Source organism: Streptomyces sp. NPDC006365 (genome assembly GCF_042870755.1).
In the GTDB taxonomy this organism is placed as follows: Bacteria; Actinomycetota; Actinomycetes; order Streptomycetales; family Streptomycetaceae; genus Streptomyces; species Streptomyces xiangluensis.
On record NZ_JBIAHS010000014.1, the window covers coordinates 59,472 to 83,084 of the forward strand.

The 23,613-nt window shown below is 70.8% G+C and carries 19 protein-coding genes and 1 riboswitch; of the genes, 17 read left to right on the top strand and 2 right to left on the bottom strand.

Going from position 1 to position 23,613, the window contains the following annotated elements:
• The 14 genes from ACFYO0_RS31415 (at position 1) to cobC (ending at position 18,605) form a co-directional block, all read left to right on the top strand.
• Positions 1-222: a hypothetical protein gene (locus tag ACFYO0_RS31415; protein ID WP_388682819.1), complete on the top strand. Its 222-nt coding sequence runs from the start codon at positions 1-3 to the stop codon at positions 220-222.
• A gap of 96 nt (positions 223-318) precedes the next feature.
• Positions 319-459: riboswitch (cobalamin riboswitch) on the top strand.
• Between the two features lie 124 nt (positions 460-583).
• Positions 584-1,555 carry a cobalamin biosynthesis protein gene (locus ACFYO0_RS31420; protein ID WP_388682821.1) on the top strand — a complete coding sequence of 324 codons (972 nt, stop codon included), beginning with the start codon at positions 584-586 and terminating at the stop codon, positions 1,553-1,555.
• Positions 1,552-3,147, top strand: a complete 1,596-nt coding sequence (locus ACFYO0_RS31425) for a cobyric acid synthase (protein ID WP_388682823.1) — start codon at positions 1,552-1,554, stop codon at positions 3,145-3,147. The genes ACFYO0_RS31420 and ACFYO0_RS31425 overlap by 4 nt, the downstream gene beginning before the upstream one ends.
• Entirely contained in the window at positions 3,144-6,797 is a 3,654-nt protein-coding gene (cobN, locus tag ACFYO0_RS31430) for a cobaltochelatase subunit CobN (protein ID WP_388682825.1), read from the top strand. Before ACFYO0_RS31425 ends, cobN begins: the two co-directional genes overlap by 4 nt.
• Positions 6,798-6,966: 169 nt before the next feature.
• Positions 6,967-9,081 (top strand): putative cobaltochelatase, encoded by a 2,115-nt coding sequence (locus tag ACFYO0_RS31435; RefSeq protein WP_388682828.1) that lies wholly within the window; start codon positions 6,967-6,969, stop codon positions 9,079-9,081.
• Positions 9,081-9,680, top strand: a complete 600-nt coding sequence (cobO, locus tag ACFYO0_RS31440; protein ID WP_388682830.1) for a cob(I)yrinic acid a,c-diamide adenosyltransferase — start codon at positions 9,081-9,083, stop codon at positions 9,678-9,680. Before ACFYO0_RS31435 ends, cobO begins: the two co-directional genes overlap by 1 nt.
• Positions 9,674-11,188, top strand: a complete 1,515-nt coding sequence (locus ACFYO0_RS31445) for a cobyrinate a,c-diamide synthase (protein ID WP_388682832.1) — start codon at positions 9,674-9,676, stop codon at positions 11,186-11,188. Before cobO ends, ACFYO0_RS31445 begins: the two co-directional genes overlap by 7 nt.
• Positions 11,173-11,919 (top strand): precorrin-2 C(20)-methyltransferase, encoded by a 747-nt coding sequence (gene cobI, locus ACFYO0_RS31450; protein ID WP_388682834.1) that lies wholly within the window; start codon positions 11,173-11,175, stop codon positions 11,917-11,919. The genes ACFYO0_RS31445 and cobI overlap by 16 nt, the downstream gene beginning before the upstream one ends.
• Positions 11,920-12,146: 227 nt before the next feature.
• A complete protein-coding gene (gene cobM / locus ACFYO0_RS31455) occupies positions 12,147-12,965 on the top strand; it encodes a precorrin-4 C(11)-methyltransferase (protein ID WP_388682835.1) in 819 nt (272 codons plus the stop codon).
• Between the two features lie 8 nt (positions 12,966-12,973).
• Positions 12,974-14,242, top strand: a complete 1,269-nt coding sequence (gene cbiE / locus ACFYO0_RS31460) for a precorrin-6y C5,15-methyltransferase (decarboxylating) subunit CbiE (RefSeq protein ID WP_388683157.1) — start codon at positions 12,974-12,976, stop codon at positions 14,240-14,242.
• The gene (cobJ, locus tag ACFYO0_RS31465; RefSeq protein ID WP_388682837.1) at positions 14,239-15,930 is read left to right on the top strand and encodes a precorrin-3B C(17)-methyltransferase; all 1,692 of its coding nucleotides are present in this window, start codon (positions 14,239-14,241) and stop codon (positions 15,928-15,930) included. Before cbiE ends, cobJ begins: the two co-directional genes overlap by 4 nt.
• Complete coding sequence (locus ACFYO0_RS31470) at positions 15,927-16,586, top strand: precorrin-8X methylmutase (protein ID WP_388682839.1); 660 nt, start codon at positions 15,927-15,929, stop codon at positions 16,584-16,586. Before cobJ ends, ACFYO0_RS31470 begins: the two co-directional genes overlap by 4 nt.
• The gene (locus ACFYO0_RS31475) at positions 16,583-17,512 is read left to right on the top strand and encodes a sirohydrochlorin chelatase (RefSeq protein ID WP_388682840.1); all 930 of its coding nucleotides are present in this window, start codon (positions 16,583-16,585) and stop codon (positions 17,510-17,512) included. Before ACFYO0_RS31470 ends, ACFYO0_RS31475 begins: the two co-directional genes overlap by 4 nt.
• On the top strand, positions 17,502-18,605 hold the full coding sequence (gene cobC, locus ACFYO0_RS31480; protein WP_388682843.1) for an Rv2231c family pyridoxal phosphate-dependent protein CobC: 1,104 nt from the start codon (positions 17,502-17,504) through the stop codon (positions 18,603-18,605). Before ACFYO0_RS31475 ends, cobC begins: the two co-directional genes overlap by 11 nt.
• A gap of 92 nt (positions 18,606-18,697) precedes the next feature.
• Here the strand turns inward: cobC and ACFYO0_RS31485 are convergent, their stop codons facing one another.
• Complete coding sequence (locus tag ACFYO0_RS31485) at positions 18,698-19,108, bottom strand: hypothetical protein (RefSeq protein ID WP_388682845.1); 411 nt, start codon at positions 19,106-19,108, stop codon at positions 18,698-18,700.
• Positions 19,109-19,363: 255 nt separating this feature from the next.
• On the opposite strand from ACFYO0_RS31485, the gene ACFYO0_RS31490 reads away from it, so the two are divergent.
• On the top strand, positions 19,364-20,476 hold the full coding sequence (locus tag ACFYO0_RS31490) for an endonuclease/exonuclease/phosphatase family protein (RefSeq protein WP_388682848.1): 1,113 nt from the start codon (positions 19,364-19,366) through the stop codon (positions 20,474-20,476).
• A 224-nt stretch (positions 20,477-20,700) separates the two neighbouring features.
• Here ACFYO0_RS31490 and ACFYO0_RS31495 read toward each other — a convergent pair whose 3' ends face one another.
• Positions 20,701-21,096, bottom strand: coding sequence for a RidA family protein (locus ACFYO0_RS31495; RefSeq protein ID WP_388683159.1), 396 nt, complete (start codon positions 21,094-21,096; stop codon positions 20,701-20,703).
• A gap of 133 nt (positions 21,097-21,229) precedes the next feature.
• On the opposite strand from ACFYO0_RS31495, the gene ACFYO0_RS31500 reads away from it, so the two are divergent.
• Both ACFYO0_RS31500 and ACFYO0_RS31505 read left to right on the top strand, forming a co-directional pair.
• The gene (locus ACFYO0_RS31500) at positions 21,230-22,204 is read left to right on the top strand and encodes a helix-turn-helix transcriptional regulator (protein WP_388682851.1); all 975 of its coding nucleotides are present in this window, start codon (positions 21,230-21,232) and stop codon (positions 22,202-22,204) included.
• Positions 22,205-22,505: 301 nt separating this feature from the next.
• Positions 22,506-23,117, top strand: a complete 612-nt coding sequence (locus ACFYO0_RS31505) for a glyoxalase (RefSeq protein WP_388682853.1) — start codon at positions 22,506-22,508, stop codon at positions 23,115-23,117.
• Positions 23,118-23,613: the final 496 nt, after the last annotated feature.

A 23,613-nucleotide genomic window follows, 5' to 3' on the forward strand; every position in this document is an offset into this window, starting at 1 on the left:
ATGCACATCGACTGGGCAGCCCTCGGCTCCGTCTTCGGAGTCAGCCTCATCGTCACCGTCGCCCTCGTGGGCCTGTTCACCCTCGGCATCGCCGGCCTCTCCCGGCGCGAGTCGGCGTCCGCCAACGGCAACTCCGCGCTCCTCGCGACCACCGGCGCGTACGCCTGCTTCACGGCGTGCACGGCGGCGGTCGCGTACGGCATCTACCTGATCGTGGCCTGACGTCCCCCCACCCCACCATTGACGTCCAGTACCCCACCCGCCCGTGTGGGCCTTAGCACACTCTCCCTTCGCAGGTCAGCGGCAAGTTGACGGCGGTTCGCGGGCGTGGTGGACTGCCCGAGCCAAGTACGGCGGCAGAAGAGGAAGCCGGTGTGAGTCCGGCGCGGTCCCGCCACTGTCACCGGGGAAGCAATTCCCCGGGAGCCAGGAACTCTCGCCGTCGGTCTCGTCGAACCAGGGCGCGGACACCCTGAGTGAGGACATATCGCCATGTGCGGCTGCCTGTTGCGGATCAGTTTGCCGAGTACGAGGGCTTCAAGGGCCCAAGGGGTTCTGCCTGACGTAGCGACAGGCTGACCCCGTGCGTGCCGATCGCGTTTTCGCGTACGGCGCCGCCGCCGGCCTCCTCGGTGACCTCCTCCTCGGCGATCCGCGCCATGGGCATCCGGTCGCCGCGTTCGGGCGGGCCGCGGGCGCCGTGGAGCGGGTGTTGTGGCAGGACCACCGTGGGTGGGGCGCGCTGCACACCGCCGTATGCGTAGGCGGTGCCGTATCCCTCGCGGCCCTCGCCGCCACGTCCGTACGCACCTCTCCTACCGCCTCCGTCGCACTGACCGCCACCGCCACCTGGGCCGTGGTCGGCGGGACTTCGCTCGGCCGCGAGGCCCGGGCCGTCGGCGAGGCACTCGCGGCCGGGGATCTCGAGGCGGCCCGGGAGCGGCTGCCGCACCTGTGCGGACGGGACCCGCAGGCGCTGGACGCCGACGGGATCGCCCGGGCCGTCGTCGAGTCCGTCGCCGAGAACACCTCCGACGCGGTGGTCGGCGCACTGGTGTGGGGTGCGGTGGCAGGTGCGCCGGGGCTCGTCGGTTTCCGGGCCGTCAACACGCTGGACGCCATGGTCGGGCACAAATCGCCCAAGTACCGGCGGTACGGCTGGGCTTCGGCACGGCTCGACGACGTGGCGGGCTGGCCGGGCGCCCGGCTGACCGCCGCGCTCGCGACCGTCGCGGGCAGCGATCCCCGCGGTGCCGCACGCGCCTGGCGGTCCGACGCCGCCAAGCACCCGAGCCCCAACGCCGGGCCCGTCGAGGCCTCGTTCGCGGGGGCGTTGGGCGTACGCCTTGGCGGGACACTCTCCTACGGCGGGCGAGTTGAGCACCGGCCGGTGCTCAACGGCGAGGGACGGGCCGTCCAGGTCGACGACATCGAGCGGGCCGTACGCCTCTCGCAGCGGGTGGGCGGACTGGCCCTCGGTGTGTGCGTGGCCGGAAGGCTCCTCACGACACGGCTTCTCAACCGACGGCTCAGCGCAAAGGGGCGTACGTCATGAGCGGCGGGCTGCTTGTCGCCGGGACCACCTCCGACGCCGGCAAGAGCGTCGTCACCGCCGGGATCTGCCGGTGGCTGGTGCGCCAGGGCGTCAAGGTCGCGCCCTTCAAGGCGCAGAACATGTCCCTCAATTCGTTCGTCACGCGCGAGGGCGCCGAGATCGGGCGCGCGCAGGCCATGCAGGCACAGGCCGCACGCGTCGAACCGACGGCGCTCATGAACCCCGTACTGCTGAAGCCGGGCAGCGACCGCAGCAGCCAGGTCGTGCTGATGGGCAAACCGGTGGGCGAGTTGAGCGCGCGAGGGTTCTTCGGGGGGCCCGGGCCCGCGGCGGAGCCGCTGTCAGGCGCCGTGTCCCCCGGGAAAATGCTGCACGGGGGCAGGCAGGAGCAGCTCCTCGGGACCGTGCTGGAGTGCCTGGCCGAGTTGCGGGGCACGTATGACGCGGTGATCTGTGAGGGGGCGGGCAGTCCCGCCGAGATCAATCTGCGGCGGACGGACATCGTGAACATGGGGATCGCCAGGAACGCCCGGCTTCCCGTGCTGGTCGTGGGTGACATCGACCGTGGCGGGGTCTTCGCGTCGTTCTTCGGGACGATCGCTCTGCTGTCCCGCGAGGACCAGGCGCTCGTCGCCGGGTTCCTGGTCAACAAGTTCCGCGGCGATGTGTCGCTGCTGGAGCCGGGGCTGGACATGCTGCACTCCCTCACCGGACGCTCCACGTACGGCGTGCTCCCCTTCCAGCACGGCCTCGGCATCGACGAGGAGGACGGGCTGCGCGTGTCACTGCGGGGCACGGTGCGCGAGTCGGTGGTCGCCCCGCCCGTCGGGGAGGACGTCCTACGGGTCGCCGTCTGCGCGATCCCCCTGATGTCCAACTTCACCGACGTGGACGCGCTCGCCGCCGAACCGGGCGTCGTGGTGCGGTTCGTGGACCGGGCGGAGGAGCTGGCCGACGCGGACCTGGTCGTCGTGCCCGGCACCCGGGGGACGGTCAGGGCCCTGGAATGGCTGCGGGAGCGCGGACTCGCGGACGCGCTGATGCGCAGAGCCGCCGAAGGGCGGCCCGTCCTCGGGATCTGCGGCGGCTTCCAGGTGCTCGGCGAGCACATCGAGGACGAGGTCGAGTCGCGCGCGGGCCATGTCGACGGACTCGGACTCCTCCCCGTACGCGTGCGGTTCGCGCGGGAGAAGACCCTCACCCGCCCCGTCGGCGAGGCCCTCGGCGAGTACGTCGAGGGGTACGAGATTCATCACGGCGTAGCCGAAGTCACCGGCGGAACCGCGTTCATCTCTGATGACAATGGACACAGCTTGGACGGCTGCCGGGTCGGCGAGGTCTGGGGGACGCACTGGCACGGCTCGCTCGAGTCGGACGGTTTCCGGCGGGCCTTCCTGCGCGAGGTGGCGGCCGCCGCGGGCCGCCGTTTCGTACCGGCCGCCGACACGTCGTTCGCCGCGCTGCGCGAGGAGCAGCTGGACCGGCTCGGCGACCTGATCGAGAACCACGCGGACACGGACGCGCTGTGGCGACTCATCGAGTCGGGCGCGCCCTCAGGACTGCCCTTCATTCCACCGGGAGCGCCCGCATGAGCACAGTGCTGTTGTTGTCGACCGCCGATACGGATCTGCTGGCGGCCCGGGCCGCTTCCGGCGCCTCGTACCGGATCGGCAATCCGACCCGGGTGGATGTGGCGGAGGAGCTGCCCGCGCTGATCGAGGGCGCGCACATCGCCGTCGTACGCCTGCTGGGTGGCAAACGCGCCTGGGAGGACGGACTCGCGGCGTTGAAGGCATCCGGGATCCCGACGGTACTGCTCGGCGGAGAGGCCGTTCCCGACGCGGAGTTGATGGCCGAGTCGTCGGTGCCGGCCGGTGTCGTGGCGGAGGCGCTTCGGTACCTCGTCGAGGGCGGCCCCGGGAACCTCGCCGAGCTGGCCCGCTTCCTCTCCGACACCGTGCTGCTCACGGGCGAAGGCTTCGAAGAACCGCAGAAGATGGCCGAGTACGGCGTCCACGGTGAGCGTCCGTACGTCGACGGCCGCCCGACCGTCGGCGTGCTCTTCTACCGGGCCCACGAGCTGTCCGGCAACACCGGCTTCGTGGACACCCTCTGCGACGCGATCGAGGCGCGCGGCGCCAACGCCCTTCCCGTGTACTGCGGTTCGCTGCGCGGCGCCGACGCCGGCCTGTACGAGATCCTCGGGCGAGCCGACGCGCTGGTCGCCACCGTGCTCGCGGCCGGAGGCACGCACGCCTCGCAGGCGTCTGCCGGCGGTGACGAAGAGGCCTGGGACATCGGTGCGCTGGCCGACCTCAACATCCCTGTGCTGCAAGGGCTTTGCCTCACATCGTCGAAACAGGCATGGGATGACTCCGATGCCGCCCTCTCCCCCATGGACGCGGCGATGCAGGTCGCGATCCCGGAGTTCGACGGACGGATCGTCACGGTCCCGTTCTCCTTCAAGGAGCAGGGCCCTGACGACGTTCCGGTGTACGTCGCCGATCCGGAGCGGGCCGGGCGGGTGGCCGGAATCGCGGTACGGCACGCGCAGTTGAAGCACAAGCCGAACGACGAGAAGAAGCTCGCGCTCGTCTTCACCGCCTACCCGACGAAGCACTCGCGCGTCGGGAACGCGGTGGGGCTGGACACGCCCGCATCGGCGGTGCGGGTGCTTGATGCCTTGCGGGACGCCGGGTACGGGGTGAGCGGATACCCGGACAACGGCGACGAGTTGATCCACCGGCTCATCGAGGCCGGCGGTCACGACGTCGAGTGGCTGACGGAGGATCAACTGGCCGCCGCACCCGCGCGCGTACCGCTCGCCGACTACCAGGCCTGGTTCGACAAGCTCGACCCCGGACTGCGGGACGGGATGCTGGAGGCGTGGGGTGAGCCGCCGGGTTCGTTGTACGTCGACGGGGACGACATCGTGCTGGCCTCCCTCCAGTTCGGGAACGTCGTGGTCATGATCCAGCCGCCCCGCGGCTTCGGCGAGAACCCGATCGCCATCTACCACGACCCGGACATGCCGCCGTCGCACCACTACATGGCGGCGTACAGGTGGCTGGAACTCTCGTTCGGCGCGGACGCGATCGTGCACATGGGCAAGCACGGCACGATGGAGTGGCTTCCGGGCAAGGGTCTTGGACTGAGCGGGGGTTGTGCACCGGACGCGGTGCTCGGCGACCTGCCTCTGATCTATCCCTTCATCGTCAACGACCCCGGCGAGGGCACCCAGGCCAAGCGCCGCGGTCACGCCACGGTCGTCGACCACCTGGTGCCGCCGATGGCGCGCGCGGACACGTACGGGGATCTCGCGAAACTGGAGCAACTGCTCGACGAGTACGCCCTGGTGTCCGACCTGGATCCGACGAAGGCGCCGGCGGTGCGCGCCCAGATCTGGACGCTGGTCAAGGCCGCCGAACTGCACCACGACCTGCATGTGGACGATCAGCCGGACGACGACGCATTCGACGAATTCGTCATGCACATCGACGGCTATCTGTGCGAGATCAAGGACGTCCAGATCCGGGACGGGCTGCACATCCTGGGCGGCGGCCCGGTGGGCGAGCCACGCGTCAATCTCGTACTCGCCGTCCTGCGGGCCTCACAGGTGTGGGGCGGCGCGGCGAACGCGCTGCCCGGCCTGCGCGCCTCGTTCGCGTCTCATTTCGGCCTGGTCGAGAAGGAGCTGCTCGCCGAGCCGGGCACGCCGCTGAAGGTGCCGGCCGAGCTGACCGACCTCGTCGACGGACCGTCACGCACGGCTTCGGACGCGATCGACCTCCTGGAGATCCTGTGCCGCCGGGTCGCGGAGGGCATGGAGGAGCGCGGGTGGGACGTCACGGCCGTCCCAGGTCTCGTACGCGAGGTCGTCGGCACCGAACTCCCGGACGCGGTCGCGGTGTTGGAATTCGCGTGCCGTGAGGTCGTGCCGCGTCTCGCCCGTACGACTGACGAGATCGACCACATCCTCCGGGCCCTGGACGGCGGTTACGTCCCGGCAGGCCCGTCGGGCTCCCCGACCCGCGGTCTGGTCAACGTCCTCCCGACCGGCCGGAACTTCTACTCGGTCGACCCCAAGGCGATCCCGTCTCGGCTGAGTTGGGAGGTCGGGCAGTCGCTCGCGGACTCGCTCGTGCAGCGGTATCTCCAGGACACGGGTGAGTATCCGCAGTCCGTGGGTCTGACGGTGTGGGGGACGTCCGCGATGCGTACGCAGGGCGACGACATCGCGGAGATCCTGGCCCTGCTCGGCTGTCGTCCGGTGTGGGACGACGCGTCGCGCCGGGTGACGGGCTTCGAGGTGGTTCCGGTCGAGGAGCTGGGCCGGCCGCGGATTGACGTCACGGTCCGTATCTCCGGCTTCTTCCGCGATGCGTTCCCGCATGTGGTGGGGCTGATCGATGACGCGGTGCGGGCGGTGGCGGAGCTGCACGAGCCGGCCGAGTCCAACTTCGTACGGGCGCACGCCGACGAGGACACCGCCGAGCACGGGGATCGACGACGGGCGACGGCTCGGATCTTCGGGTCCAAGCCGGGGGCGTACGGGGCTGGGTTGCTGCCGCTGATCGACGCGCGGAACTGGCGGTCGGATGCCGACCTCGCCGAGGTGTACGCGGTGTGGGGCGGTTATGCGTATGGGCGCGGACTTGAAGGGCGGGCGGCTCGGGGGGACATGGAGACGGCGTTTCGACGGATTGCCGTCGCCGCGAAGAATGTCGACACCCGCGAACACGACCTCGTCGACGCGGACGACTACTTCCAGTACCACGGCGGGATGGTCGCGATGGTGCGGCACCTGACGGGGGCCAGCCCCGAGGCGTACGTGGGGGATTCTGCGACCCCGGACCAGGTGAAGACTAGGACTCTCGGCGAGGAGACCCATCGCGTCTTCCGGGCCCGGGTGGTCAACCCCCGCTGGATGGCGGCGATGCGTCGGCATGGCTATAAGGGGGCGTTCGAGATGGCGGCGACCGTCGACTACCTCTTCGGGTACGACGCCACGGCCGGCGTGGTCGACGACTGGATGTACGAGAAGCTGGCGAGCGAGTACGTGTTCTCGCCGGAGAACCAGGACTTCATGCGGAAGTCCAATCCCTGGGCGCTGAGGGGCATCACTGAGCGCCTGCTGGAAGCTGCTGACCGGGGCCTTTGGGCGGAACCGGACCAGGAAACCCTGGACCGGCTCCGGCAGACCTACCTTGAGCTCGAGGGCGATCTGGAGGGAGACGAGTGATCTCCCTGGGAACCCCCGCGTCGGCGGGGACGACGCGCTGCGGCAGATCGCGGCGACCTGCACGGCCGGAACACCCCCGCGTCGGCGGGGAACAGATCTTCACCCTGGCGCCCTCACCCTCGGCCCTTGTTCCGTTTCGACACGATCCACTCGAAGGAGTGATCCACGCATGAGCACGCCCTACCCGTTCTCCTCGATCGTCGGGCAGGACGAATTGCGGCTCGCGCTGCTGCTCAACGCGGTGAGCCCCGCCGTGGGCGGCGTACTCGTGCGCGGCGAAAAGGGCACCGCGAAAAGTACGGCAGTGCGCGCGCTTTCGGCGCTCATGCCCGAGGTGGACGTCGTCGCCGGATGCCGGTTCTCGTGCGCGCCCGGGGCGCCCGATCCGGCGTGCCCTGACGGGCCGCACGAGGTGGGACCCGGTGTGTCCCGTCCTGCCCGGATGGTCGAGCTGCCCGTCGGCGCGTCCGAGGACCGGCTCGTGGGTGCGCTGGACATCGAGCGTGCCCTGTCCGAGGGCGTGAAGGCCTTCGAACCCGGCCTGCTCGCCGACGCCCACCGCGGGATCCTCTACGTCGACGAGGTGAATTTGCTGCACGACCACCTCGTCGACCTGCTCCTGGACGCCGCCGCGATGGGTGCCTCGTACGTCGAGCGCGAGGGCGTCTCCGTACGGCATGCCTCCAGGTTCCTCCTCGTCGGCACCATGAACCCCGAAGAGGGCGAGCTGCGGCCGCAGTTGCTGGACCGCTTCGGGCTGACCGTCGAGGTCGCCGCCTCGCGGGAGCCCGACCAGCGGGTCGAGGTCGTGCGGCGTCGGCTCGCGTACGACGACGACCCGGCCGGCTTCGCGGCGCGCTGGGCCGACGACGAAGCCGCCGTACGGGCGCGGATCGTGGCGGCGCGTGAGTTGCTGCCGTCCGTACGGCTCGGCGACGGGGCGCTGCGGCAGATCGCTGCTACGTGCAGCGCCTTCGAGGTCGACGGGATGCGGGCCGACATCGTGATGGCGCGGACCGCGACGGCGCTGGCCGCGTGGGCCGGACGGACGGATGTCCTCGCGGAGGACGTGCGACAGGCGGCTCTGCTCGCGCTGCCGCATCGGCGGCGGCGTAATCCCTTTGATGCGCCGGGACTCGACGAGGACAAGCTCGACGACACGCTGGAGGAGTTCGGCGGCGGTGACGACGCCGGCGACGACACCGACGACGAGGACCCCGATCCGGACGGGCCCGGCGGTGGCGGGCAGCCGCCGCAGGACGGGCCGGACGGGGATGACTCCCCCGCCGCTGATGTTCCCGCGCAGGGCGAGCCCTCGGAGGGCGACGGACAGGCACCGGCAGCAGCCGGTGGCGGTGAGCAGTCCCCCGTACGGGCTGCCGAGCCCTTTCGTACCAAGATGCTGAGCGTGCCCGGACTCGGCGAGGGTGCTGCCGGACGGCGGTCCCGGGCGCGGACCGAGCACGGACGGACCACCGGGGCCCGGCGGCCCCAAGGGGCGCTCACCAAGCTGCACCTGGCGGCGACCGTGCAGGCCGCGGCCCCGCATCAGCGGGCGCGCGGACGGTCGGGGCCCGGACTTGTCGTACGGCGCGACGATCTGCGGCAGGCGACGCGGGAGGGCCGTGAGGGGAACCTCGTGCTGTTCGTCGTGGACGCCTCCGGGTCCATGGCCGCCCGGCAGCGGATGAGCGCGGTGAAGGGTGCCGTGCTGTCGCTGCTGCTCGACGCGTATCAGCGGCGGGACAAGGTGGGGCTGGTGACCTTCCGGGGGAAGGACGCCGAGGTCGCGTTGCCGCCGACCTCGTCGGTGGACGCGGCGGCGGCCCGGCTGGAGTCGTTGCCGACGGGTGGGCGGACGCCACTGGCCGCGGGGCTGTTGCGGGCCCATGACGTGCTGCGGGTGGAACGGCTCAGGGATCCCGCGCGGCGTCCACTCGTCGTCGTGGTGACGGACGGGCGGGCCACAGGAGGCGCGGTGCGATCAGCCTCCCCCCTTGCGTTCGGCTCCGAAGGAGCCTCGGCCAGGGGCGGTGGCCGGGTGACGGGCGGGCCTGATCCGGTCGCGCTCTCGGGTCGCGCGGCGCGGCTGTTCGCGGCCGACGGGGTCGCTTCCGTGGTCGTGGACTGCGAGTCGGGGCCCGTACGGCTCGGGCTTGCCGGGCAACTCGCAGGTGAACTCGGCGGTACGGCAGTGACGTTGGACGAGCTGCGGGCCGACTCGATCGCCGGTCTTGTCAGGGACGTTCAGGGCAGCAGGGGCAACGGCAGGAGGGCCGCGTAATGCCGCAGGGACAGCCGAGTGTCGTACCGGACGACGGTCTGACGACGCGTCAGCGACGTAATCGGCCGCTGGTCGTCGTGCATACCGGGATCGGCAAGGGCAAGTCCACCGCCGCTTTCGGGCTCGCGTTGCGGGCCTGGAATCAGGGGTGGCCGATCGGGGTGTTCCAGTTCGTGAAGTCGGCGAAGTGGAAGGTCGGCGAGGAGAACGCGTTGCGGGTCCTCGGTGCCTCCGGTGAGGGCGGGTCCGTCGACTGGCACAAGATGGGTGAGGGCTGGTCCTGGGTGCAGCGCGACTCCCAGATGGACAACGAGGAGAAGGCCCGCGAGGGGTGGGAGCAGGTCAAGCGGGACCTCGCTGCCGAGACGTACAAGCTGTATGTCCTCGATGAGTTCGCGTACCCCATGCACTGGGGGTGGGTCGATGCCGACGAGGTCGTCGCAGTGCTCCGGGATCGGCCCGGAACGCAGCATGTGGTGATCACCGGGCGGAACGCGCCCGAGAAGCTCGTCGACTTCGCCGATCTCGTCACCGACATGTCCAAGATCAAGCATCCGATGGACGCCGGCCAGAAGGGCCAGAGGGGCATCGAGTGGTGATTTCCATCCCTCGGCTGGTCATTGCCGCGCCTTCTTCCGGAAGCGGCAAGACCACTGTTGCCACGGGGCTGATAGCGGCGTTCGCCTCGCGGGGACTTGCCGTGTCTCCGCACAAGGTGGGGCCCGACTACATCGATCCCGGGTATCACGCGCTTGCCGCGGGCCGGGTGGGGCGGAATCTCGATGCCTATCTGTGTGGGGCGGAGTTGGTGGCTCCGTTGTTCGCGCATGGTGCCCGTGGGTGTGATGTCGCCGTTGTCGAGGGTGTGATGGGGCTGTACGACGGGGCCGCCGGGGAGGGGGAGCTGGCGTCCACCGCTCATGTGGCGAAGCTGCTGCGGGCGCCCGTGGTGTTGGTTGTGGATGCGTCGGCGCAGGCCCGGTCGGTGGCTGCGCTCGTGCATGGGTTTGCTTCCTGGGACCCCGAGGTGCGGGTTGGGGGCGTGATCCTCAACAAGGTGGGGTCCGAGCGGCATGAGGTGATGTTGCGGGAGGCGTTGGACGAGTCCGGGGTGCCGGTGCTTGGTGTTGTGCGGCGGGCTCGGGAGGTGGGGACGCCTTCTCGGCACCTTGGGCTGGTGCCGGTCGCCGAGCGGCGGGCGGAGGCCGTGGGGGCGGTTGAGGTCATGGCCTCGCGGGTGCGCGAGGGGTGTGATCTGTCTGCGCTGCTCGCGCTGGCGCGTAGTGCGCCTGTGTTGTCGGATGCGGCGTGGGATGCGGCTGGGGTGGTGGCCTGCGGAGCTTCTTCCCCAGCCCCGCCCCTTCCCGGCTGTATCAATTTGCGGCTCCGCCGCGGAGGGGGCTCCGCCCCCAGACCCCCGAATCGGCCTGGACGGTCTCGTCCTCAAACGCCGGACGGGCTGATTGATGTCGGCCCGGAGTCCGATGAACCGGCCGGACTCGCGGCACCCGTTGTCGCCATCGCCGGCGGCCCCGCCTTCACCTTCTCCTACGCCGAGCATGCCGAACTCCTCTCCGCCGCCGGAGCCGAAGTCGTCACCTTCGACCCCCTCCATGACGAGCAACTGCCGGACGGAACAGCAGGGTTGGTCATCGGCGGCGGGTTCCCGGAGGTGTACGCCTCCGAGCTGTCCGCCAACGAACCCCTGCGCAAGGCCATCGCCGAGCTGGCGTTCAGTGGTGCTCCCGTCGCCGCCGAATGCGCCGGCCTCCTCTACCTCTCGCGTGAGCTCGACGGACAGCCCATGTGCGGCGTGCTGGAGGCGACGGCCCGTATGGACGAGCGGCTGACCCTCGGGTATCGGGACGCCGTGGCCGTGAGCGACAGCGTCCTCGCCGCAGCAGGGACGCGGATGCGCGGTCACGAGTTCCACCGCACCGTCGTCGAGCCCGGCGCGGGCGCCGCTCCCGCCTGGGGGCTCCATGCCCCGGGGCGGCGAGTCGAAGGTTTCGTACAACAAGGTGTGCACGCGAGTTACGTGCACACGCACTGGGCGTCCGCACCCGGCGTCGCCCGTCGGTTCGTGGAGAGGTGCCGGACGTCATGAGCAGCAGCAGGCTGACCGGAGTCGGTGTGGGGCCCGGGGACCCGGAGCTCGTGACCGTCAAGGGGGTCAATGCCCTCCGCGCGGCGGACGTGGTCGTCGTCCCCGTGATGGACACCGGCGAGCGCGGGCGCGCCGAGACCACCGTGCTGCACTACGTGCCCGAGGACAAGGTCGTACGGGTCGTCTTCGCGCTCAACGAGCGGTCGGACCGCGCACGACGCGAGGCCGCCTGGGACGCGGCCGGTGCGCGGGTGGCCGAGCTGCTGCGCGCCCACTCCACGGTCGCCTTCGCCACCATCGGGGACCCGAACGTGTACTCCACGTTCACCTATCTCGCGCAGACCATCGAGGAGTTGATCCCGGGCACGGTCGTCGAAACGGTGCCCGGCATCACCGCCATGCAGGACCTCGCCGCCCGCTCAGGTGCCGTACTGACCGAGGGCACCGAGCCACTCACCCTCGTCCCCGTCACGGCAGGCTCAGCCGTGCTGAAGGACGCGCTGAGCGGTCCGGGGACGGTTGTCGCGTACAAGTTCGGCCGCCTCGCGGAGGAAGTGGCCGCGGCGCTGCTGGAAACCGGGCGGCTCGATGACGCGGTGTGGGGCTCGGCACTGGGCCTGCCCGACGAGTCGATCCGCCCCGCATCCGACCTGGACAGCACTCCCCTGCCGTACCTCTCCACCCTCATCGCCCCGGCCCCACGCGACGGCAAACGTGGCGGCAAGCTGTGAACGGCCAGGCACCTTCAGCCCGTCCGGCGCTTGAGGACGAGGCCGTTCAGGCCCATCGGGGGTCTGGGGGCGGAGCCCCCAGCGGGGCCCAGGGGCAGCGCCCCTGGTTACGGGAAGGGGCGGGCTTGGGGAAAGAAGCGCCGCAGGCCCCCATCACCTCAGCCACCTCCCAGCCCGCACCCGATGCCCCCGCAGCCACTGATCACTCGTAGGAGAGGACCCACCCCATGCCCGACGCCCCCACCCCCAAGGTGACCTTCGTCGGCGCCGGGCCCGGCGCAGCCGACCTGCTCACCTTCCGCGCCGCGAAGGCGATCGCAGAGGCCGACATCGTCATCTGGGCGGCCAGCCTGGTGCAGGAGGAGGTCCTGGACCACGCACACGAGGAAGCGGAGATCCTCGACTCGGCAACCATGTCGCTCGAGGACGTCGTGGCCGTGTACGAACGAGCCGCAACGGAAGGCCTCAAGGTGGCCCGCATCCACTCCGGCGACCCGGCCCTGTGGGGCGGTACGCAGGAACAGCTCGACCGGTGCAAAAGCATCGGCATCGAGACCGAGATCATCCCCGGCGTCTCCTCCTTCTCCGCCGTCGCCGCCCTGGCCGGGCGCGAGCTGACCATCCCCGAGATCGCCCAGTCCGTGATCCTCACCCGCCTCGGCGGCGGCAAGACACCCATGCCGCCCGGCGAGGAAGTACGCGAGTTCGCCCGCCATGGCACCACCATGGCGCTGTTCCTGTCCGCCGCCCGCAGCGGCCAGCTCGTACGGGAACTGCTGGAGGGCGGCTACCCGACGACGACGCCGGTCGTGGTCGCGTACCAGGCGACCTGGCCGGAGGAGCTGATCGTGAAGTGCACGATCGGCACGCTGGAGGAGACCGTCAAGGAGCACAAGCTGTGGAAGCACACGCTGTTCCTGGTCGGCGCGGCCCTCGACGCGCACGGCACCCGCTCGCACCTCTACCACCCGGGCCACTTCCACGGCTTCCGCAAGGCGGACCCCGAGGCACGTAAGGCGCTGCGTACACGAGGTGCCACACCATGATCACAACCGTGATCACCGTCATCGGTACGGGAACGGGGTCGCCCCTTCCTCCGGACGCCGAGGCCGAGTTGGCCACGGCGACACTCGCCGTGGGCGCCCGTCGGCACCTGACGGCGGCCGACCTGCCGGACACGACGGAACGGATCGTGCTCGGCCCGCTGGCCCCTGCCCTCGACGCGATCGAGCAGCACCTGAAGAAGCCCGCGGACCACACAGCTCAGGGGCGCGTCGTCGTACTGGCCTCCGGAGACCCGGGCTTCTTCGGCATCGTACGAGCGCTCGCCGACCGCTTCGGCGCCCACACTCTGGACGTACGCCCCGCTGTCTCGTCCGTCGCGACCGCCTTCGCGCGCCTGGGTCTGACCTGGGACGACGCGATCGTGGTGAGCGCCCACGGCCGGGACCCACGGACCGCGGTGAACGTATGCCTGGCCCACCCCAAGGTGGCGGTGCTGACCGGCCCGGGCGCCGGACCGGCGGAACTGGGCGCCGCGCTGCGATCGCAGTCGAGCGAACGCGTCCTCGTCGTCGCCTCGGCCCTGGGCTCGGGCCCGGACGAGCGCGTCGAGCGGGTCACGCCCGCCGAGGCCGCCGCCCGCGACTGGGGGCCGGCGGTCAGCGTCGTGCTGTGCCTCGACGAGTCACGCGCCCTCTCCCCCGTACGCACGATCGCCGGGGCCGTGCCCGGTCCCGCCCAGTGGGCCGTGGACGAGGGCGAGTTCACCTATCGCGACTCGATGATCAGCAAGTTCGAGGTACGGGCCCTGGCGCTGGCCCGGCTCGGGCCGCGGCTCGGCGACCACGTCTGGGACATCGGCGCGGGCTCCGGCTCGGTCGCCGTGGAGTGCGCACGGCTCGGGGCCGCCGTGACCGCCGTCGAGAAGAGCGGCGACGGCGTGGAGCGCGTACGCGCCAACGCCGCCGCGCACGGCGTCGACCTGACCGTCGTGCAGGGCGTCGCACCCGCCGTACTGGCCGAACTCCCCGACCCCGACGCCGTGTTCATCGGCGGCGGCGGCCGTGAGCTGCCCGCCATCGTGACGGCCTGCGCACGGCGGGCGCGGCGGGCGGTCGTTGTGGCGATGGCCGCGCTGGACCGGGTTCCGGCGGCACGGGAGGCGCTGCTGGCGGCCGGGTTCGGCTGCGACGGCGTACTGCTGCAGTCGTCCCGGCTCGCACCGTTGCCCGGGGACGTGACCCGGCTCGCGGCGACCAATCCCGTCTTTCTGCTGTGGGGCGTCCGGCCTCCGGCACGTACCGAGGGAGTTGCTCAGTGATCGGCCTGATTTCGGCGACGGCGGCGGGTGCCAGGGCCCGTGAACGGGTGGCCGCGGCCTGGCCCGATCGCACCCGGGTGTACGACGGCCCCGTCGGTGATGCCGTGCGGCGGGCCTTCGCGGAGTGTGAGCAGATGGTGTGCTTCCTGGCAACGGGGGCTGTGGTCCGGCTCGTCGCACCCCTGTTGGAGGGCAAGGCGTCCGACCCCGGGATCGTGTGTGTCGACGAGGGCGGTCGGTTCGCCGTCCCGCTCGTCGGCGGACACGGGGGTGGCGCCAATGAACTCGCCCACGCGGTGGGTGAGTTGCTGGGCGCGCAGCCCGTGGTGACGACGGCGACGGACGCGGTCGGTCTGCCCGGCCTCGACACTCTCGGTTTTCCGGTCGAGGGGGATGTCGCCACCGTGACGCGCGCTCTGCTGGACGGGGAGCCCGTAGCCCTGGAGGCGGAGGTGCCGTGGCCGCTCCCACCCCTTCCCGTAACCCCGACAGGTCCGTACACGATCCGCGTCAGCGACCGGCTTGTCGAGCCCGCAGCGCATGAAGTCGTCCTCCGTCCGCCCTCCCTCGTCATCGGCGTCGGCGCTTCCAAGGGCGCGCCCGTGGACGAGGTGTTGGGGAACATCGAGGACGCCTTGCGCGATGCCGGGCTCTCCGCGAAGTCCGTCGCCGAACTCGCCACCGTCGAAGCCAAGGCCGACGAGCCCGGCCTCCTGGAGGCAGCCGCCCGCCTCGGGGTCCCCCTGGTCACGTATTCCGCCGAGGAGTTGGCGGCCGTGGACGTGCCGAACCCGTCGGACGCCCCGCTGACCGCCGTCGGCACGCCCTCGGTCGCGGAGGCCGCCGCGCTCGTACGGGGCGGCGAACTCCTCGTACCCAAGCGGAAGTCGGCCGGTCAGCCCGGACAGCCCGCGATGGCGACCTGCGCCGTCGTACGTCGTCCGTCCCGCGGTCGGCTTGCCGTCGTCGGGCTCGGCCCCGGCGCGCGCGACCTCCTCACCCCACGCGCCAAGGACGAACTGCGCCGCGCCTCCGTGCTCGTCGGCCTCGACCAGTACGTCGACCAGATCCGCGACCTGCTTCGCCCCGGCACCCGGATCCTGGAGTCCGGGCTTGGAGCGGAGGAGGAACGAGCCCGAACTGCCGTTGCAGAAGCCCGACTCGGTCACGCCGTCGCGCTCATCGGCAGCGGGGACGCGGGCGTGTACGCGATGGCCTCGCCCGCGCTCGCGGAGGCGTCCGACGACATCGACGTGGTCGGAGTGCCGGGAGTGACCGCCGCGCTCGCGGCCGGGGCGATCCTGGGCGCGCCGCTCGGCCATGACCACGTGTCGATCAGCCTGTCCGACCTGCACACTCCGTGGGAGGTCATCGAGCGTCGGGTACGGGCCGCCGCGGAGGCGGACATCGTGGTGACGTTCTACAACCCCCGTAGCCGGGGCCGGGATTGGCAGCTCCCCAAGGCCCTGGCGATCCTCGGGGAACACCGGGAGCCGACGACACCCGTCGGTGTCGTACGCAACGCCTCCCGTCCGGACGAGTCCAGCCGCCTCACCGCACTCGCCGAACTCGACCCGGCCACCGTCGACATGATGACGGTCGTGACGGTGGGCAACACGGCGACCCGTGAGATCTCGGGCCGCATGGTGACGCCGCGCGGCTATCGCTGGCAGGAGGAGCCCCGATGAGCCACGTGTTCCCGGAGTCCCGGGTCGTGCACCCCATCGAAGTGGAGTCCTTCCGGCGGCTGCGCGCCCGGCTCGACACCTCGCACTTCCCGCCGCTGACGCGCGCGGTCGTGGAGCGAGTGATCCACTCGGCCGCCGATCTCGCGTACGCGGAGGATCTCGTCATGGACGAGGCCGCGTTGGAGAAGGCCCATGGCGCGCTGCACGAAGGGGCGCCCGTCGTGGTGGACGTGGAGATGGTCGCGGCGGGCATCACCCGGCGCGAGACCGTGTGCCGGCTGAAGGACGCCAGTTCCGGTCCTGGGCTCACGCGTTCGGCGCATGCGATCCGGCTCGCGTACGAGCAGGTCGGGCCCGGTGCGCTCTGGGTGATCGGCTGCGCTCCGACCGCGCTGGAGGAGCTGCTGACGCTGGACGCCGCTCCGGCGCTCGTCATCGGTCTGCCCGTGGGTTTCGTCGGCGCTGCGGAGTCCAAGGCCGCGTTGCGGGAGAGCGGGCTGCCCGCCGTCAGCAACATCTCCGAGAAGGGCGGTTCGGCGGTCGCCGCGGCGGCGCTGAACGCCCTGCTCTATCAACCCGTACCCCCAGATCCACTCGTTTCGCCAGTTCCATCCGCCGTATCCGAGGCCTCAGAGCCCCTGAAGGAGAAACCGTGACCACGTCCCAGCCGCCCGCCCTGCTCATCGCCGGACACGGCACCCGGGACGACGCGGGCGCCGAGGCCTTCCGTGATTTCGTACGGGAGTTGGGCCGCCGCACCCCCCAACTCCCCGTCGCGGGCGGCTTCATCGAACTGTCCCCGCCGCCGCTCGGCGACGCCGTGACGGATCTGGTCGAGCAAGGGGTACGCCGTTTCGCCGCCGTCCCGCTGATGCTCGTGTCCGCCGGGCACGCCAAGGGTGACATTCCGGCGGCGCTGGCCCGTGAGAAGGAACGGCACCCGGGGATCTCGTACACGTACGGGCGCCCGCTCGGCCCGCACCCCGCGCTGCTCACCGTCCTTGAGCGACGGCTCGACGAGGCGCTCGGCTCTACGGCGCGCACGCCCTTCGACCGGGCCGATGTGACCGTCCTCCTCGTCGGCCGCGGCTCGACCGACCCGGACGCCAATGCGGAGGTCCACAAGGCGGCGCGGCTGTTGTGGGAGGGGCGAGGTTACGCGGGCGTGGAGACCGCGTTCGTGTCGCTGGCGGCGCCGGATGTGCCGTCCGGCCTCGACCGCTGCGCGAGGCTGGGCGCCCGCCGGATCGTCGTGCTCCCCTACTTCCTGTTCACCGGCATCCTGCCGGACCGGGTGCGGCTGCAGACCGAGGGCTGGGCGGCGGCACACCCTGAGATCGAGGTACGGTCGGCCGAAGTCATCGGCCCGGAGCCGGAGTTGCTCGACCTGGTGATGGAGCGCTACCGGGAAGCCGTGGCCGGCGACCTCCGGATGAACTGCGACTCCTGCGTCTACCGCATCGCGCTGCCGGGCTTCGAGGACAAGGTGGGCATGCCCCAGCAGCCGCACTTCCACCCGGACGACGACGATCACCATCACGGTGGTCACCACCACGGGCATACGCACTCCCATGCGCACTGAGAGAACCGAGGGACCCGAGAACCGGGCGCACGACCTCCGTCACCACGGTGACGCGGAGGTACGCGACGACGGCTCGGCCCTCGTCGACCTCGCGGTCAATGTCCGCGCCGACACGCCCCCGACGTGGCTGCGCGAGCGGATCGCCGGGTCTCTGGCCGGTCTGGCCGCCTACCCGGACGGGCGGCCCGCGCGTGCGGCGGTGGCTGCCCGGCACGGGCTCCCCGTGGAGCGCGTACTCCTCACGGCGGGCGCGGCGGAGGCCTTCGTGCTGCTCGCCCGCGCCCTGAAGGTACGTCAGCCGGTGGTGGTGCACCCGCAGTTCACCGAGCCGGAGGCTGCGTTGCGGGACGCGGGCCACAGCGTGGACCGGGTCCTGCTACGGGAGGCGGAAGGCTTCCGTCTCGACCCCTCGGCCGTCCCCGAGGACGCGGACCTGGTGGTGATCGGAAACCCGACCAACCCGACGTCCGTGCTCCACCCGGCTGCGGGGATCGCCGAACTCGCCCGCCCTGGACGGACGTTGGTGGTCGACGAGGCGTTCATGGACGCGGTGCCGGGGGAACGTGAGGCCCTTGCCGGGCGGACGGACATCCCCGGCCTGGTGGTGCTGCGCAGCCTCACGAAGACGTGGGGTCTGGCCGGGCTGCGGATCGGCTACGTGCTCGCTCCTCCGGAGGTGATCGCGGACCTGGAGCGAGCCCAGCCCCTCTGGCCGGTCTCCACGCCGGCCCTCGCGGCGGCGGAGGCCTGCATGTCCCCGCGGGCTCTCGCGGAACAGTCCGACGCGGCCCACCGCGCGGCCACGGACCGCGCCCATCTCGTCGAGGGCCTCAAGGAGTTCGCCTCCGACGGGTTGTCGGTGGCCGAGCCCGCCGAAGGCCCCTTCGTCCTCGTACGACTCCCCCACGCGGCGCTCGTACGCCACCACCTGCGCACCCTCGGATACGCGGTGCGCCGCGGCGACACGTTCCCGGGGTTGGGCGAGGACTGGCTGCGGCTGGCGGTCCGAGACCGGGCCACCGTGAACGGCTTCCTGCAGGCGCTGGACCGGGCGATGACGCTGGCCGGCGGCGGTGAGGCCACGGGGTCGTAGTGCGGGCATGCGTGCACCTGCGGCAGCCCCCGCCGTGCGTTACGAGGCGGCGCACGACGAGGGCCGTCAACTCTCAGCGTGGGGCAGGTGGGTCAGCCGGTGATGGTCCGCGAGTCCACACCGACATTGCCGCCGCCCTGCTTGGTGATGTAGCCGCGGGTCATGTACTTCGATCCCGAGATCCGAGTGCTGACACACGACCAGGTCTTGGTCTGGTGCGCGGAGAACGACACCCTCTGCGCGCTCTTGCAGACGCTGACGCTGCCGTTGATGTACCGGAACGTGGTCACCTGGGTCGTCTGCGTCCGGTCGATCAGGTTGCGGACCTGGTGCCGGTGCCTGATCTTGCTCCCGCTCTCGGTGATGACGCAGGCCCGCTCCTGGAAGCTCTCCACCTGCTTCCAGCCGCTGCAATAGGTGGCTGCCTGCGCAGGAGCCACGCCGAACGCGAGCATCCCGGAAGCCATCACCGTGCCCGCCACAGCGAGACGCACCATCCGCATTGGATTTCCCCCTTTTTGTCGGTCAAACAGCGGTCGGTTCACAAAGATCGCGGCTCGCCTCGGGCATGTCAACGACCCCGCGACATCAGCGCGGTGAACTGCCGGAGCGGATCGCCCGGCTCCGCATCCTCGGTCAACTGCCCTGCTAGGCAGGGCACTTCACTGCGGGGCGAGGCGCAGCTCGGCACGAGGCGCATCAATTCTCTGACTCTTCACCTGTCGGTGTGCGGGGCTGTCGCGGGTAGTTCCACGGTGATGCGGATCCCGTCGGCAGAGCGCGGGGTGAGGGTGGCGCAGGTGGACACGGCGGAGACCGGACAGGGCGGCGCCGACCGCCGGGATACCGGCTCCGGTCCCTGGCGCGCGGGCATCCGCCGGGCGATCCGCATCGGCTCCCGACCGGGGCCCTGGAAGCGCGGCCCGGTGCTCGCGGCGCTGGCGCTGCTGCTCGGCCTGCTCATGCTGCTGCATGTGAAGATCCCGAACCGGATCGGGGGCCTCGGCAGCCTGGTGGAGACCTTCCTGCCGTGGTTCGGCCTGTTCATCCCGGTGCTCCTTGCCGGGGCGCTGTGGCGTCGCTCCGTCTCCGCGGTGGTCGCGCTGCTGTTGCCGGTCATGGTGTGGCTGCACCTCTTCGGCGCGCTGCTCAGCGACAAGTCCCAGCCTGGCAGCGACCTCACAGTGGCCAGCCACAACGTCGGCGCCGACAACCCCGACCCGGCCGGCACCGCCCGCGACCTGGCCGCCTCCGGCGCGGACGTGCTGGCCCTGCAGGAGATGACCGAGCAGGCCAGGGGCACGTACGAGAAGGGGCTGGCGAAGGCGTATCCGTACCACACGGTGCAGGGCACGGTCGGACTGTGGAGCAAGCTGCCGCTGTCGGACACCCAGCCGGTCGACATCAAGATGGACGTCGGACCGCTGGGGGACACCAAGCCGGCCGAGGTCAAGATGGCCTACAACCGGGCGCTGCGCACCACGGTGACCACCGGCCACGGGCCGCTGGCGGTGTATGTGGCCCACCTGAGGTCCGTACGGGTGAATCCCAGGGCGGGCTATTGGACGGACTCGCGGGACAGAGGCGCGCAGGCGCTCGGCAAGGCCATCGCCGCCGAGCGGAACGAGCGGGTGGTGCTGCTCGGCGACCTGAACGGCACCATGGACGACCGCGCGTTCGACGGCATCACCTCACAGCTGCGCTCGGCCCAGAACACGGCCGGGGACGGCTTCGGCTTCACCTGGCCGGCGTCCTTCCCGGTGGCGCGGATCGACCAGATCCTGGTCCGCGGCGTGGAGCCGGAGAGCTCGTGGGTGCTGTCGGCCACCGGCAGCGACCACCTGCCGGTGGCGGCGGGAATCAGCTGGTGAACACGTGCACAGCCTCCGGATCCTTCCCGCACCTCCCGCAGGATGTGCTGTCGCAGACCAAGGCGGGTTCCGGCACCGTCAGCCCGAACTGGCCGCTGGACGAGATCGCGACTCGCCGTCGAAGCCATGGACGCCGACTGTCACCATCCTGAGCATCAGGAATCCCCACCTGCCCGCGACTCATGCCGGTTCAGCCGGCAGCCGCCGGAGGCGGCGAGGTCGCATCACGCGACGGCGGTCCCCTCGAGCTCGACCATCAGGGTGGGGATCGCCAGCCGTGTCACCCCGAGCATCGTGGTGGTCGGCGCCACCCCCGCGGCGCCCAACCGCGCCGCCAGCACACCGTAGTGCTGGAAAAGCAGATCGACGTCGGTCGTGTAGACGTTGAGCCGGACGAGGTTCGCGAGAGACATGCCGGCCTCGCCGAGCACGGCCTCCAGGTTGTCGATGCTCAGCGCCAACTGCGCCGCCATGTCACCGTCGTGCTGGGGCTTGCCGTCGCCGCTCATCGCGGTCTGCCCCGAGATGTACAGGGTCCGGGTGTGCCCGGAGACGACCTCACCCTGGTTGAATCCCATCTCCACCGACCAGGTCACCGGGTTGACCACCGTTCGTTCCACTGCCACGTCAGCTCCATTCGATTCATGGGGAGTACGTACGGCCATCGGCTCGGTGGCCGCCGGCCTCGACGTGTTGACGAGCCTCGCAACAAATCACGACATCCTTGGTCACGTATTTCGATAAAGTTCTCGCATGCGCGCCGACCGCTTGGTCTCGCTGGTGCTGCTGCTGCGTCAGCGCGGTCGGCTGACTGCGGACACGCTGGCCCGCGAGCTGGAGGTTTCCACCCGCACCGTGCTGCGCGACATCGAGGCTCTGTCCGCGGCCGGTGTCCCGGTCTACGCCGAACGCGGCCGGCACGGCGGTTTCGCGTTGGCGCCCGGTTTCCGGACCGAGCTCACCGGTCTGAACCACGACGAGGCCCTTGCCTTGCTGACCGCCGGATCGGGGCGCGGCGAGCAGGTGTTCGGCCTCGGCTCGGCGCTCGCTTCGGCCATGCGGAAGGTGGTCGACGCGCTGCCCGAAAGCCACCGGGCCACCGCGAGCGACGCGGCCCAGCGATTTCTCGTCGACCCGGAGACCGACCTGCTCTCGCGTCGGCTGGTCACCGAGGAGGTACCCGACACCACAATGATCGAGGTCCGGCGCGCGGTGCTCGCCGGACACAAGCTGCGCATCCACTACGCGGCCACGGGCCAGACACCACAGTGGCGCACGGTGGACCCGATCGGCCTGGTCACCGTGCGCGACCGGGGCTACTTGCTGGCCACGAGATCTGGCGCGGACCGCACCTACCGGCTGGCGCGCGTGTTGGCCGCCGAGGAACTCCCCGAAACGGCACAGCGACCAAACCGGGTCGATCTGGACCGGATCTGGCGGGAACGCTCCGCGCAGTTTCTCTCCGGCGGCAACCACATCACCGTGCGGGTACGGGTGAACCCGGCGCGGCGGGAGGACCTGCTGGACACCGCGCTGGCCGTCCGCGCAGAAGAACCCGACGCAGACGGCTGGCTGCGGCTGGAGGTGACCTTCCAAGATTCAAGACACGCCGAATGGGCGCTGTGGCAGCTCGCCACGGACGCGGAAGCCCTGGCCCCGCAGTCGCTGCGCACCTCCCTGCGCGACCGCGCCGCCACGATTGCCACCCGCTACGGAGACTCGTCCTGAGACTGGGGCGCCCCGACGACCGGTTTCTGCGCGGCCCCGCATCAAAACGGACGAACTGAACCTCTACCGGTACCAATCCACGGCGCCTACATCAACACCGGACCCGTCGGGTTCGCTGGTGGCGGGCGTGCTCCGTACCCGCCGTTGACACCAGGCACTCCCCGCCGTGGCAGCGCTTGACCGGACAGCCGTCCGCCGGGTTCGCGCTGCGCTCTTCGAGCAGTAGAGGCTCCCGGCCGGTGGCAAAACCGATCAGGAATCAAGAAGCGCCGGTCAACGAGCCGCAGCTGGCGTGAATGCCATGACCGCCATCAATTGCATCACCCTCGAGGTGGCCGACCCCATGGCCGCCGAGCGCTTCTACACCGATGCCTTCGGCCTGGGCAAACAAGTACGTCTGCGGGCCTCGGAGGCGCCGACGTCCGGCTTCCGCGGGTTCACGGTGTCGCTCGTGGTCTCCCAGCCGTCGATCGTCAACGGCCTCTTCGGCGCCGCCCTGGCCGCCGGTGCCACCGAGCTGAAGCCCGCCAAGAAGTCGTTGTGGGGCTACGGCGGCGTCGTACAGGCCCCGGACGGGACAATCTGGCAGCTCGCAAGCTCGTCGAAGAAGGACACCGGTCCGGACAGCCGGCAAATCGATGAGATCGTTCTTCTGCTGGGCGTCTCGGACATGGCCGCGACCAAGCGGTTCTACGTCGACCGCGGCCTCACGGTCGCGAAGAGCTTCGGCAGCAAGTACGTCGAGTTCGACGGTTCATCGAGTCCCATCAAGCTGTCGCTGTACGGACGTCGCGGCCTGGCCAAGGTCGCCGGAGTCCCGCCGGAGGGCAGCGGGTCCCACCGGCTCACGATCGGCGGCGACGCCGGGACCTTCACCGACCCGGACGGGTTCATGTGGGAGCCCACGGCATGAAGTTCCGAACCCACGTCGAGCCCCCGGAGCCCATGAAGGGCCTGGAGGTACCGCCCAAGTCGTGGAGGCGCAGAAGGCTGGGCCATCTGGCGCTGTAGGGGCCACTTCGCCGTTTGAGGAACTCCCCGGTATCGCTCCCCGCGTCCTGGACATGTGGGGCCGACCCGTCGAAGACCGGGGGCTGGAGGCCGAGTTGGAGCGACGGGTCGAGCACTGGCGGGCCCTGGGCGGCGAACTCCTTCCCTCCGCCGCATCCGCAGCTACCTCGCCCAGGTGATCCGCGGTGCGCGCCTCGTCGAGATCCCCCGGCATGGGCCACGCACTGCCACGCCCGTTGCTCGGCCCACTCGCCTCCGCGATCCTCGACCATACGTCGCGGGCCCATCGGCAGAGCTCCTGCGGCCGAAACTTCTCAGGCCGGAGCACCTGCCTGCCATGGGAATGATTTGGGGGTGTCAAAGCTTTCCTTATAATCGGAAGGTAAAGTTCCCTCGCA